Annotated in this window: 8 protein-coding genes; 4 read left to right on the forward strand and 4 right to left on the reverse strand. The window is 47.4% G+C overall.

The genetic code is table 11. From position 1 onward, the window contains the following. Positions 1–31: 31 nt before the first annotated feature. Positions 32–1,495: a RagB/SusD family nutrient uptake outer membrane protein gene (locus tag FN124_RS04740; RefSeq protein ID WP_142683617.1), complete on the reverse strand. Its 1,464-nt coding sequence runs from the start codon at positions 1,493–1,495 to the stop codon at positions 32–34. An 11-nt stretch (positions 1,496–1,506) separates the two neighbouring features. Continuing rightward, a complete protein-coding gene (locus FN124_RS04745; protein ID WP_142683618.1) occupies positions 1,507–4,650 on the reverse strand; it encodes a SusC/RagA family TonB-linked outer membrane protein in 3,144 nt (1,047 codons plus the stop codon). A gap of 652 nt (positions 4,651–5,302) precedes the next feature. Here FN124_RS04745 and FN124_RS04750 point away from each other — a divergent pair. From FN124_RS04750 to FN124_RS04765, 4 genes are all read left to right on the forward strand, one after another. Next, the gene (locus FN124_RS04750) at positions 5,303–6,139 is read left to right on the forward strand and encodes a bifunctional transcriptional activator/DNA repair enzyme AdaA (RefSeq protein ID WP_142683619.1); all 837 of its coding nucleotides are present in this window, start codon (positions 5,303–5,305) and stop codon (positions 6,137–6,139) included. A gap of 403 nt (positions 6,140–6,542) precedes the next feature. After that, positions 6,543–7,058: an SRPBCC domain-containing protein gene (locus FN124_RS04755; RefSeq protein ID WP_142683620.1), complete on the forward strand. Its 516-nt coding sequence runs from the start codon at positions 6,543–6,545 to the stop codon at positions 7,056–7,058. Positions 7,059–7,240: 182 nt separating this feature from the next. Beyond that, positions 7,241–11,173 carry a Pls/PosA family non-ribosomal peptide synthetase gene (locus FN124_RS04760; RefSeq protein ID WP_142683621.1) on the forward strand — a complete coding sequence of 1,311 codons (3,933 nt, stop codon included), beginning with the start codon at positions 7,241–7,243 and terminating at the stop codon, positions 11,171–11,173. A gap of 18 nt (positions 11,174–11,191) precedes the next feature. Then, a complete protein-coding gene (locus FN124_RS04765; RefSeq protein ID WP_142683622.1) occupies positions 11,192–11,725 on the forward strand; it encodes a GNAT family N-acetyltransferase in 534 nt (177 codons plus the stop codon). Between the two features lie 60 nt (positions 11,726–11,785). Here FN124_RS04765 and FN124_RS04770 read toward each other — a convergent pair whose 3' ends face one another. Beyond that, positions 11,786–13,042, reverse strand: a complete 1,257-nt coding sequence (locus FN124_RS04770) for a DUF2264 domain-containing protein (protein WP_142683623.1) — start codon at positions 13,040–13,042, stop codon at positions 11,786–11,788. Between the two features lie 18 nt (positions 13,043–13,060). After that, positions 13,061–14,254, reverse strand: a complete 1,194-nt coding sequence (locus tag FN124_RS04775; RefSeq protein WP_142683624.1) for a glycoside hydrolase family 88 protein — start codon at positions 14,252–14,254, stop codon at positions 13,061–13,063. Positions 14,255–14,261: the final 7 nt, after the last annotated feature.

Consider the following 14,261-nt stretch of genomic DNA (forward strand, 5'->3'; position numbering starts at 1 on the left):
TACGGGGGGCTTTTTTTGCTATTAAGAGGACTTAGTTATTGTCAACGCAAAGCTTGTTATAGATCAGCTCATCGGAAGATATAGGCCATATGTATTGCGCTGCAGTTGGTGCAATAACAGGCACTGTACTGCTTTTGGCAGGGAACGGGATACCCAGCCGGGTAACTTCCATGCTCCGGAAGCCTTCTCCCAGCAATTCAATATGTTTTTCCCGGGTAATGGCTGTCAGCAATGCAGCAGCATTGGCAAAATCGGCAATGGTATAAGTGATCGTGGCATCGGAGCGGTGTCTTACTGCGGATAATAACGCCACTGCAGTCGGATCAACTGAATTGGTTTGCCGCACCCTGGCCTCTGCCAGGTTCAATAACACTTCTGCATACCTGATCACAGGAATATAATCTGTAAAGGGACTGGGAGTAGGGAACTTCGTCCAGTAGTTCTTCCCGAGCGATTGAACAATGAACTTCCTGCGAGCATCTGTGGCCGGCTTCCAGGAAGAATCAGCGATCACGCCATTGGGATGCATTGAATATTCCCCATTACCTGTAAACGGTTTGGAAGCAGGTGTAAAATAATATCCCAGCTGGGTTTGCGTACCCGGGAAATCATCTGTAGAACCGGTAAATGGCAGTGAGAATATTGATTCCTTTGTAGAATACGGCGGTGCAAATACCTTTTGAATATCTGCTTCCAATGCGTGCCCTCCCGGTGAAACAAACGGTGCGCTGCCGGATACCATCTTTGCCGCCTCTGCTATCACCTTATCATACTGCTCCATAAACAGGTATACCCGGGTTTTATAAGCGATGGCGCTATAGGCATTGGCACGTGTAATAGAAGTTAATGCCCCGGCAGCGGGTTTTGGTAATAATGCCTCCGCTGAATCCAGGTCGCGGATAATCTGTGCATAGGTTTCATTCACAGTGCTGCGGGCACGTGCATAATTTCCGATTTTAGCATGGCCTTCTGTATGAATGATTAAACCGGGTTTACTGCCTGCCCCGTCCCAGTGAGGACGTGCAAATAGTTGCAGCAGTGAAAAATAGCTTACGCCACGTACAAACTTCGCATCGCCGGCATACAGCTTTGCTACAGAATCGCCCACTACCTGGTTACCAACTGCATTCATGCCTGCCAGGAAAACATTTACGTTGTTAATAGTGATATATCCCTGCGACCATATCTCCTTTACTTCCTGCGTTTCACCGGTTGGCACCATTCTCCAGCTGGCATTCAATGTTACGTTGTTGGATTTTTCATTTACAAAGTCCTCTCCTCTCACTTCATTGGCGATCAGGTATTTCCCGCCCAGGAACTTACCATGCTTCATTACAGAATACAGCCCATTCGCCTGGCTGGCAATCCGCTCCTTGGTTTCAAAAGCCCTGAAATCGGGGATATCTGTAGATGGCACTGGGTCCAGCAAATCTTTCTGGCAGGCGTTCAAACCTATCACTGCAACAACCAATATATTTAAAGCATATTTTCTCATCTTCCTTCAGTTTAAAAGTTAACATTAAGCCCCACTGTAAATGTCCGGCCATTGCCAAGTGTATTACGGTCCACACCCTGGCCGGAAGCATTATTACCATTGGAGGAAACTTCCGGGTCGGGTCCCGGGTACTTTGTGATCAACGCCAGGTTCTGGCCCCTTACATACACTTTGGCGCCCTGTAACCGTATGGATTTTGCCACATTATCAGGAATATTATAGGTAAGTGCTGCCGTACTTAATTTTACAAAATCGCCTTTGAAAACATTCGCAGCAATGGCAAAGGAAGAACCGTTGGAAATGTTATCGCCATATACTACGCGCGGCATATCTGTCTGATCCCCCGGTTGCCTCCACCTGTTCAACACATCTGTGCTGTTGTTCCAGTAACGCTGATCCCTTAACCCTGCATTACTGCCATAGTAAACATAAAAACCGGTTTGATAGGTAAGCAGTACATTCAATTCAAAAGCTTTATAACGGAAAGTATTTTCCAGTCCGCCCAATACTTTCGGATTTGTGTTCCTGTAGGCAACAGCATCTTTGACACCAACAGTAGGCGCCGTTTTACCGTCTTCATATTTATACTTAACCGCATCGGCATTATTAAAATAGACCTTATCGCCATTTGCATTAATAAAGATCCTTCTGCCGGTGGCAGGGTCTACACCATCGGTACGCACTACATACAACATACTGGCAGGATACCCTACTTTATTGATACTGGTTTGTTCCAGGCTGCTGGTAACGAAAGGAATAGCAGTGATATCTCCGGCGAGCGATGTTATCTCATTCTTATTGTGCGCAATATTGAAACCTATGTTCCAGGAGAAATCGCGCTTATCGATAGCTACTGCATTTACACTGAACTCAACTCCTTTATTATACATACTGCCCACGTTGGTAGGAATAGTGGCAATAGTAGCAGTGATACTGGTAATAGGGATACCGGCAGACGGCATCTGCGGTACAAACAGGATTAACCCGTTGATATCATTATAGTAGTAAGAAAATTCACCACTGATCCTGTTGTTTAATATGCCATAGGTAAACCCTATATCTGTTTTCTTACTGGTTTCCCAATTCAAATCAGGATTGCCCGCCTGGTTAAAATAAATAGAAGGACTGCCGCCGTAAGGAGAAGGCTTGTACAATGATAAGGCATCATAGTCGCCAAGGCCCGCGAAGTTGCCCACCTTACCATGACTGGCCCTGATCTTGAAACTGCTGAACACATTATTAAGACCGGCGTTTGTCCAGAATGCTTCTTTCGTAATTTCCCATCCTGCAGAAAAACCATAAAAGGTACCTTTCTTAAAATTAGGACCAAAGGCAGAGTACTGGTCCTGTCGCACATTGGCGCTTAAATAATATTTCTCGTTATAATTATAATTTAAACGGGCGAAGGCAGATAACAGGTAGTTCTCCTTACGCAGCAAATAGCGCGACAGGTCCGTGAGCCAGCCACCTTCACTGTTATTGAAATAATTATCCATCTGCTTCTGACGCCGCAGGCCATAGCGTTCGCGGGCATCACGCTGTTGTTCGAAACCTGCCAGCAGGCTAAGGTTGTGCTTTCCAAAGGAACGGTCCAGCTGTGCGGTATTTGTCCATACCCAACGTTTGTTCTGCGTATAAATACTGTTAACATCGCCGGTAGAAGAAACACCATCGCCCGAGAGGTAATTAAGATAGATATCATTATTCATCAGGATATAGTCTGCACCATACTGGGTCTTTAACGTGATCCAGTCGGCCGGCTTTAACTGCAGGTAAACATTACCCTGGATATGACTGGCTTCTGTATTGGAATGATCCATATCCAGCAGTACCTGTGGGTTATAGATACCGATGGGCAGTGTATTTTTTCCGCCGCTCATACCCGAGCCGCTGATATTATAGCTTCCGTCGTTGTTATATGGGGATACCAGTGGAGAAGTAAGAAAAGCAAGACGGGCAAGCCCTCCCGAGTTAAAGGCTTCTCCTTCCAGCGAGCCGGATGATCCGGAGATCAGGCTTTGTTCATTGGAATAAGACATCCGCGCTCCAATGGAAAATGCTTTTCCTAATTGCTGGTCTATACTGAACAACAGGCTTTTACGGGCAAAGTCATTTTTCTTCAGGATACCCTGTTGCTTGGTGTATCCGGCTGAAAAATAATAACTGGTATTCTCCGAGCCGCCGGAAACATTCACGTTATGATTATGCGATATTGTTTTATCGCGGTATATCACATCCATCCATTTTGTATCGATCACTTTGCCGTTGGCATCCAGATTGGCTACATAGCGATCGGTATTACCGGCATTTGCCAGTGCTTCATTTTTCATTTCAAGAAACTGTTCCGTGTTCAGCACTTTCGGCAGGCGGGTAGGCCTGGTGGTACCAACCCATCCATCGTAGGTTACTTTCGGACGGCCGGGCTTTCCTCTTTTTGTAGTTACAAACACTACACCGTTGGCAGCACGGCTACCGTAAATGGCGGTAGCAGCAGCATCTTTTGCAATATCGATAGAAGCAATATCAGCCGGGTTAATGCTTGATAATGGGTTCAGGGGAGAGTTGGAAATACCGGCGCCTACATCTCCTGAAAATGCAGGTACCCCGTCAATAACAATTAACGGATATGCGCTCATGGAAATAGAGTTGGAACCGCGGATACGGAATACCGGCGGGTTATTCACAATCCCGTTGGGCACAGTGATCTGTACGCCGGCGGCACGTCCGCCCAGCCCGGCTTCAAAGCTCTGTACCGGCAATTCAGCGATAGCGGTTCCTTTAACAGAAGCAATACTGCCGGTTACATCTTTCTTTCGCTGCGTACCATAACCAACCACCACTACTTCTGAAATAGCTTTTGAATCTGGCATCAGGATTACACTGCCTACTGTGTTACCGTTAATAGCTAATGTTTTTGTTTCGTATCCTACAAAAGATACTTTGAGTGATTGCGCATTCTCTGGTACAGAAAGGGAAAACTCTCCCTTTGAATCGGTGACCGTGCCTGTTTTTCCTCCGGGCAGGCTTACAGAAACACCGGGCAATCCATTCCCTGTATCGTCTGTTATCTTTCCCTTCACGGTACGGGAATGCTGTGCCAGCAGCGAGGTAGCGATCAATAGCACACCTGCCAGCACGAGTAGAAGTTTCCTCATGTCAGTTAGATTTAATTGTTGATAAAAATTACAATGGTAGTATTCAGATTTTGGCAATAAACACCCTGTTCCGGCTCATGAAACCGGATTGGGATGCATAAAAGGACCAGGTTACTAAATTAGCTACAATGCTCTACAGTATTGAATTTTAGGTTTAGTTGCAATATTTAAAGGTTTAGATTCAGGTTTTTGGTTGCCGCTACAATTACATCATAAGGTTGCCAGTATTACTGGTAGCTTAAAAATAAAAAAGAAATTCCAATTTTCATCGCAGTAAAAAAAATTACTGCCGGTTCATTCTTTCAGAAATAGGTTAAGCATCCGCCGATACTAGCTATCAGCATCTTATATATTTAATTCACAAATGAATTTTTTCTACTCATCCTATCCTGTTAACGTATAGGCATCACCGGTACCTGCCGGATACAGCTTCCGGAGCGGCGGCAATTCAGGGCCGGGATATTTCTGTTCATCAATCCCCTGCCCGCTGCAGGTACCCGTCTACCTGCAGCGGTTCAATTTGCCTGTACAGCAATACGGCATAACAGTCGCGGATCCCTCAAAAAAGTACCTGCCGCAGTATTTAATCCGCAATAACCGGGTTTTTTGCCGATATTCACGAAGCTACCTTTGTTTAAAAAACATTGAAGCCATGAATCATTACAACACCATTGCCTCGGCAATAGACTATATAAAAGCGCATTTCAAAACACAGCCTGATCTCCAGGAAATTGCCGCAGCCGTACATATGAGCCCGTTTCATTTTCAGCGGGTGTTTGCAGAGTGGGCAGGAGTAACTCCTAAAAAGTTCCTTCAATATCTCACACTGGATTATGCAAAAACAATACTGAGGGAGGAAAAGGTGACCGTTTTCGATGCAGCCTTTGAAGCGGGGCTTTCAGGTACCGGGCGCCTGCATGACCTGTTCATCAATATAGAAAGCATGACACCGGGCGAATACAAAAACGGCGGTAAAGCACTGCACATTAATTATAGTTTTGCAGAAAGCCCCTTTGGCGATATCATAGTGGCTTCTACTTCCAAAGGTATTTGCCACATGGCCTTTGCAGACAACCAGCAGCAGGCCTTTGAGGATCTGACCGCCCAATTTCCCCATGCCCGGTTTACCCAGATGGTAGATCTTATCCAGCAAAATACCCTGTATATTTTTACACAGGACTGGAGCCGGCTGTCTGAAATTAAACTGCACCTGAGGGGAACCGATTTTCAGCTGAAAGTATGGGAAGCGCTTCTGAAAATCCCGGTGGGGAACCTGACTACTTATTCGCATCTGGCAACAACCATTAAGCATCCGAACGCATCCCGGGCAGTAGGCACCGCGGTAGCCCAAAACCCGGTGGCATTCCTGATCCCCTGTCACCGTGTTATTAAAGCCAGCGGCGATACCGGCCAATACCACTGGGGAAGCACACGCAAAAGCGCGATCATCGGCTGGGAAGCTGCAAAAAAAGAGAATAAAGACGGATGAAAAATATAATCATCTTCCCCTTTCCTCTTCTTACCAACATTCAATAGCAATCAAAACAAAGGGCTGCCCGCTTGTGTAGGACAGCCCCGTTTTTGCTTATGAAAAAAAGGACCAGCACTAAATAGTGCCTGCCGGTTAGACGAGGAAAAAAAATTTATCAGAAAGTCAAAAATATCACTATTGTATAAGCGTCATCACATGCCTGCAGGCATGCGCATTAGTTTCTCACGAAAGATCAGCGCCTGGTTTAGATGTTAATCAAGTTAGTATATCGCTTGTGATAATTCCGTTTTTCAGATTTTGGTTGCTATAAACACATCCTCTCGCAGATGCTCAGTAGTGCTTAATAGGTTACCTTAAAAATAAAAAATTATTTCGCATTTCCATATATAAATTTTTGCGTTTGTTCCACGGGAGGAATAAAAGCTATATCAATATTCAGCATCAATCCTTTACATATACCAATATCCGTGGGTTTTCTTATCTTTCCGGAAAAACAATGACCTCCGGAAAGAAACTTGTTGGCCTCACTAACTCCCAGGGCTGGGAAACCGGCATCCGACGCACTTTTACCATCGCTCCGGCAGATGCCTGGGAAACGTTGTTTACCCAACCCGTTCTCGGATACTGGCTGGACAGTAACGCTGGCCTTCCCTTCGAAAAAAGCGATACCTATACCACCAGCTCAGGTATCACTATCAGGGTTACCTCCGTTACTACCGGGAAAGTGATCAGGATAAAATGGCAGCAGGCTCCCGATACAGATGCGTCTACCCTGCAAATAAGGGTGATTCCGGCCAGGGAAAAAACTGTTATCGCCTTTCATCACGAATGGCTGAAAAATGAGGAAGAAAGAATTAAAATGAACGATTACTGGAAAGGTGTATTGGATAAAATAGAAGCATACCTGCAAAGGTAATCCGCCTTTTTTGCATGAATGATATTTAAAGTTTAGCTGTCTGAAGATGTAACCTTAAAAATACCTTAACAAATTATACGCTTTTTTCCCCAAAGAACCTATTATTTTTAAGCCTATTATAAGGCTGTGCTCCGATTCTTCCCCCTAACTTTGCAATACCAAACCTACGGGAACGCGAACTTATGAATGTTTACAGTATAGTTAAAGGGCCCCAACAGCCAGAGCTGCTTCATCATGAAACACTGGCGGATATCTTTTCCCAAACCGTGCAGGAACACGCCCAACACACCGCACTGGTATTCCGGCAGCAAACACTTACATACCAACAGCTGGATCACTGGAGTGACGCTATTGCCGCCTATCTTCAATCAAAAGGAATAGGCCCTGGAAGCGTGGTGGGCATATGGTGGCCACGCAGCCTGGAGCTGCATGCTGCTATACTTGGCATTATAAAGGCAGGTGCTGCCTATGTACCGCTCGACCGGGAAATGCCCGCGGAAAGAGTGGAAGGAGTGCTTACTGAAGTAAAGGCTGCGGCCTGTTTCAGCGAAGTGCCCCTGCAGCTGAACGCCGAAATATTAACCGTACCTCCGGTACCGGATCATTCCGAGGTGTTTTCCCTCAGCGCTGGTCCGCAGCCGGAAAATTTCGCCTATGTACTGTATACTTCCGGCAGCACCGGTAAGCCTAAAGGCATCCCGATCAGCCACCGGCAGATCTGCCATCTGATCAGGGCGGAACAAACCGTATTAAACATCCGCACTACTGATAAAGTATACCAGGGCTTCTCCGTATCGTTCGATATGTGGTGCGAAGAAACCTGGCTTAGCTATTTTGCCGGCGCTACCCTCTGGGTGGCCGATGCAACTACGGCCAAGGCTATCGATGAACTGGGCGATGTATTGCGCCGGGAAAATATCACCATATTGCATGCTGTTCCAAGTTTACTTGCCATCATGGACGATAATATTCCTTCGCTACGCCTCATCAATGCCGGCGGAGAAGCATGTACCCCCCAGGTATTATCCAGGTGGGCCATTCCTCCACGCCGCTTCTATAACAGTTACGGCCCTACGGAAACCACTGTAAGCGCTACTTTCGCTGCGCTCAAACCCGGGGATTATATTACCATCGGCCAGCCGTTGCCTAATTACAACATGGCGGTTGTAGACGAGAAGCTGGATATCCTCCCACTGGGAGAACGTGGAGAACTGGTGATCTCCGGCCCCGGTGTAGGCGCAGGTTATATCGACAGACCCGAGCTTACACATGAGAAGTTTGTGGATAAACCAGCCAGTATGACTGAACTGCCCGGCGACCGCCTGTATCGCACCGGCGACGCCGCTATCATTTTACCCGATGGCAGTATCGATTTCCAGGGCCGGCTGGACGACCAGATCAAATTACGGGGATACAGGATCGAACTGGGAGAAATTGAAAACCAGCTCCATACCATTGCCGGTATCGCGGCAGCAGCAGTGGCTGTAAAAAAAGACAGCAACGACCAGGATCAGCTGGTGGGTTATATCTTGAAAGAAGATAATGCCCCTTTTGATGAACAGGCCCTCCGCACCGCACTCGCCAAAGTATTACCGCCCTATATGGTGCCGGGCACCATTGTAGCATTGGAAGATATGCCCCGCCTTCCCAGCGGAAAAATAAACCGCAAAGCCCTGCCCCTGCCGGCAGCCTTCGCAGAAATAACCACCCACGAAGCTATCGATCCGGATGCACCTGTAGCGGAAAGGATCACCGCTATACTATCGAAAATATTTCCTGACCGGGCCATCGATCTTCAACAGGATTTTTTTACAGACCTCGGCGGACACTCCTTACTGGCAGCCGCTTTTGTATCACGATTGCGCCGCGAGGCCAATGTGCCTAATGCATCTCTCAAAGATATTTATATACACCGCCCCTTACAGGAACTGGTAAACGTATGGGCTGCACAACCACAGGCAGATCAGAAACCACCACGTGTATTTAATAAAATACCCTGGTGGCGCCACCTCAGCTGCTGGATAGCCCAAACCATTGCTGTACTGGTGATTTTTGGATTATTTGCGATGCAGATATTCCTGCCTTACCTGGGATACTATTATGTAGAACAGGATACCAGTCATTTAGGATATGCTATTATTACTGCGCTCGTGATGTTTTGCCTGCTACCACCTCTTTTCTCTATTCTTATTATCAGTACCAAATGGCTGGTGATAGGAAAAATGAAAGCAGGTGATTATCCATTATGGGGTACTTATTACTTCCGCTGGTGGCTGGTAAAAACAATCCAGCGGTTGATGCCATCCCAGTTTCTTAATGGTACACCGCTATACCCCGCTTACCTGCGGATGCTTGGCGTGAAAATAGCGCCGGATGCGCAACTTGGTGCGGTGACGATCGGCGCTGAAGATCTTGTTACCATTGGCAGTGATGTGAGCATCAGTTCACAGGCCGTGATTAATAATGCTTTTATCGAAGACGGCCTGTTAAAACTGCGTACAGTGCACCTGGGTGATCACGCCTATATAGGCAGCAGCGCGGTCATTGGCGGCAGCACTGTAATGGAAGACTGGAGCGAATTACAGGACCTTAGCTTTTTGCCTGCCAACAGTACAGTAAAATCCGGTGAAGTATGGCAAGGCAGTCCGGCTGTATTAAAAGTAACCAAAAATGTCAGCGACTTACCGCAACCATTACCGGTATCCAATGCAACCCGCAGAAAATACAGTGTTATCTTTTCCATGTTCCTGCTGGTATTCCCATTCACGGTGTTACTCCCGTTACTGCCTACCATCATCACACTGAACCAGATGGATAACGCGGCGCCGGATTACAATTTTAATTACATGGTGATCACACCGGCGCTGGCGCTGAGCTATATTATACTATTCACCGCGCAAACCGTGCTGCTCACCCGTTTACTGCAATGGGGAATAAAGCCAGGCACTTACCCGGTTTACAGTGCATTCTATGCTCGTAAGTGGTTCGCCGATCAGCTCATGTCTCTATCTCTGATCGTGATACATCCCATTTTTGCCACGGTGTATATTTCTTCCCTGTTCCGCGCGCTGGGAGCTAAAATCGGCCGTAACACAGAAGTATCTACCGCCAGCAGCGTTACCCATCCTTTACTGGAAATTGGTGATGGCGCCTTTATTGCCGACGCAGTAACACTCGGTGAATCAGATGTACGCGGACAAAAACTGATACTGGAAAAAACGATTATCCATAATACAAGTTTTGTAGGCAACAGCGCGTTGATACCACAGGGATATGAACTGCCGGAAAATATGCTGATAGGCGTGTTGTCCACACCCCCCTCCAAGGAACAACTGGCTGCAAGCACCGCGCGCGACTGGTTTGGTTCGCCGGCTATTGCGCTGCCACGGCGCCAGGAAAGTCATTTCTTTCCACCGGAACTAACTACCCATCCTTCTCCGCAACGTAAACTGGCAAGGGCTACTGTGGAGTTTATCCGTATCCTTATTCCTGAAACAGTGGTGATCTGTTGCAGTATCCTCTTCATCGCCTATGCGCATGACCTGGTAACAGATGAATCCTGGTGGATGATCCTGCTGCAGTTCCCTTTCTATTATCTCTTTTTCCTGGGGCTGCCTGCATTCCTCTTTACCGTATTGCTTAAGTGGATACTTACCGGCAAATACAAGGCTTTACAAAGCCCTATGTGGACTTCCAAGGTATGGCGCAGTGAAGCTATCACTTCTACCTACGAAGCGCTTTCTATCCCCTTCCTGCTGGAATACCTGAAGGGCACTCCATGGCTACCCGTACTGCTTCGCTTACTGGGCGTAAAAACAGGTCGCCGCGTACTACTGAACACCGCAGACATCACCGAATTTGATATGGTGGAAATAGGTACAGACAGTGTGCTGAATGAAGATAGCGGTCCGCAAACACACCTGTTTGAAGACAGGGTAATGAAGATTGGACCTATTAAAATAGGCCGCAGGAGCAGCATTGGCGCCAGGTCTATCATCCTGTACGACAGTGAAGTGGGAGATGATGTAAACATTGCGCCACTATCGCTGCTGATGAAAGGAGAAAACTTACAACCGGGTACCAGCTGGACAGGTAGCCCGGTTAAACCAGACTAACGTTTTCAGCTATACGAAATGATCACTATTACATCTATACAGATCAGGGAGCACTACGATCTCATCAATGCCATGATGAAACAGCTGCATCTTTCGGAAAAAGCATTTTTCCTCAAAACAGCAAACTGGGATAACATCGCTGTCGACTATATGCAGCACGTGATGGAAATGCAGGAAACCTGCAACGGCACCTGCCTGCTGGCCTATGCAGATGCTACGCCGGCGGGTTTTATTTTTGCCTACCTGGAAGAAGCAGATGAAAGCCGGATTGAAGATTACACCGGCCATACGTTGTATGTTTCCGATGGTTATGTGGCCAGTGAATTCCGCAGGCAGGGCATCTACAGGATGATGAATGACAAACTGGAACGGATATACGTAGAGATGGGTGTACGCAGGATAGTAAGGTATACGTTATCCAACAACCACCGTATGCAACAGTTCCTGGTATCGGAAAATTATGAACCGGTGCGGCTGGTGTATGAAAAATGGCTGACACCCGACGGAGAAAAACCAGTCCGGCTATTTCCGCCATCGCCCGGCAGGAGGTAGCAATTCCTGCGCTACAGACATCCGCATTATTGCTGAACCGGCATCTTAAACAATGTTACATCAGTAGTCAATAGCATGATCTTTTTTTACCGCAGCACCACTGTATACCTTTACGGCTGTCCATGGTTGCGCGGGATCCGACCAGAATGGATTCGCAGGCGGTAATCCCAATGCCAGGAAGCCGGTGCTGCACAGGTACAGGCTGCCTGTAGAGGTATAGATATCCGCAATGTCCGGCTGATGCCCGCAAAAGCCTATCTGCAGCCATCCCTTTTTATCGAAGGTACCAGGCGCCTCGAATATTCGTTTATTCACTGCCGTTAGTGCGCATCTTACCTGGGCCGGCGAAAGCTCTTCCGGTAGCTTTTCCTCCAGTGCAATTTGTGCCAATGCCTGAAATGCTGCATTGCGGTAGGGCATAGAGCGGCCTACAACAGGGAAAGTGCCCTCGGGGGATATTTGTCTTTCCAGGATAGCGGCATAACGTTGCATACGTTTCAATGCCAGTTCATAGTTTGCTTTACTGCTTTCTTCTTTTTCAGCCATCACCTTGAGCACATCCACCAGCATAGGTTGGATCACAAAAGAGTTGTAATAGTCGTAATGAAAATGTGCGCCATCCCCATACATGCTGTCGCCTTTATACCACTCCATGATCTTCTGCACGGCGAGGTCTATTGGCTTGCGGTCCCAGTTGGCGCCAAACTTCAGCAACATCGCTTCAATGATGGCGGAGAATAATACCCAGTTATTTGTAAATGCTTTAATGCTGCGCAGGCTGATCAATCCGTCAATCACCTGCTGCTGCGTTTTTGCCGGTAACCGGCTCCATACCTGTTTGGGTGCACGCAATAATCCATGTGCAAGGAACGCGCCGTCTACCAACGGCTGTGCATCAAACTTACCGGTAAAGTTCATATAGTCAGGCGATGCAGGATCTACTGCCATTTCAACTGCCTTACGGGTCATTTCCAGCATGGCCATACGTTTGCCGGCTTCAGGTGTATTATCGTCTCCCAGCTCAAGCCAGGGAGCAATCCCCGCAAGGGTTCTGCCAAACGCCTCCAGGTAGGTTACTTTCTCCACCGGTTTTGAGTACCCGGGTGCCACTTCGGTAGGCATAGTGGCCTTCAGTTTTCCCCTGCTAAGCTGCTCTATAACGGGGCTGCATATACGGAGCATCAGATCCACATTATATGCCCTGTCGCCCGGCAACGGTTTATCCGCGGCCACTGCTGTCAGAACTCCTTTCCCCGAACCTATGGAACTGGCTATGCCCGCCATGGGAATAGCTTTGATAAAAAAACGTCTGTCCATGCAAAAAAATTTACCGTATTATTTCGCCCATTGTTTATACCGCAGCAATGCTTCAACAAAATAGTAATCAGCATAGGTAAGCGGTACATCCACTTCGGATTTAGCAGGCAGATGGCCTACGCTATGCATCAATATAAAGTCATTATTCTCCCCTTCCTTTGCCAGGTAAGCAGGGCTGCAAAGACTTGTCAGCATTTTCTCTGCTGCGTTCCAGTAACGTTTGCCATCCGCCTTGTTTGTATAGCGGCTCAGTTCAAGCAGGGCAGATGCAGCCACAGAAGCGGCCGATACATCACGCAGGGCATTTGGAATATCCGGTGCGTCGTAATCCCAGTATGGCACCAGGTCGGCCGGCATATGCGGATTATTCAGTATAAAGTCGGCAATATGACGTGCCTGTTCCAGGTAAGCTTTATCTTTCGTATCGCGGTACATAAGTGTATAACCATATAATCCCCATGCCTGTCCACGGGCCCAGGCAGAGCTGTCTGCCAGCCCCTGGTGCGTTTTACGCTCATTTACGGCGCCGGTGACAGGATCATAGTCTACCACATGATAAGAGCTGTGATCCGGGCGGAAATGATGCTTCATGGTAGTGTTGGCATGTGTGCGTGCTATATCTGCAAACCTTTTATCACCGCTTTCCCGGGTGGCCCAGTTGAGCAGTTCCAGGTTCATCATGTTATCAATGATCACAGGGAACTTCCAGGTGCCATGATCCCAGGATTTTATACACCCTACCGTTGGATTAAAGCGGGTGGATAATGACCGCGCGCTGGTAAGCAAAATAGCTTTGCAGGCAGTGTCTTTCGTAATGCGCAGCGCATTTCCGAAAGGACAGTACATCATAAATCCAAGGTCATGTGTATTTGTATTATACTGTTCTTTTTTTACTAAGGCCATTCTCTTAAGCGCTTCGTTCTTAAAGGCCGGGTCTTTTGTATACTCAAAAAGATACCAGTTGGTGCCGGGATAAAAACCAGATGTCCACCAGCTGGAGTTGGATGTCATCAGGCTGCCATCTTTGCTGGTGCTGCGTGGTAATACGGTATCGGGTACGTGGGTCATCATCAGCTTATATTGCCGGGCGGCAAATTGCAGGGTGGCATCTGCTTTGGCAAGTAAAGCCTTATCTGCTTTTCCCGCTTGTGCATACGATTGCATGAAGAAAGCGGGTAACAACAGTACCGTAAAGAGCAGGTTCTTTCTCATAATAACG

The sequence above is a fragment of the Chitinophaga polysaccharea genome, from assembly GCF_902150045.1.
Lineage (GTDB): Bacteria > Bacteroidota > Bacteroidia > Chitinophagales > Chitinophagaceae > Chitinophaga > Chitinophaga polysaccharea_A.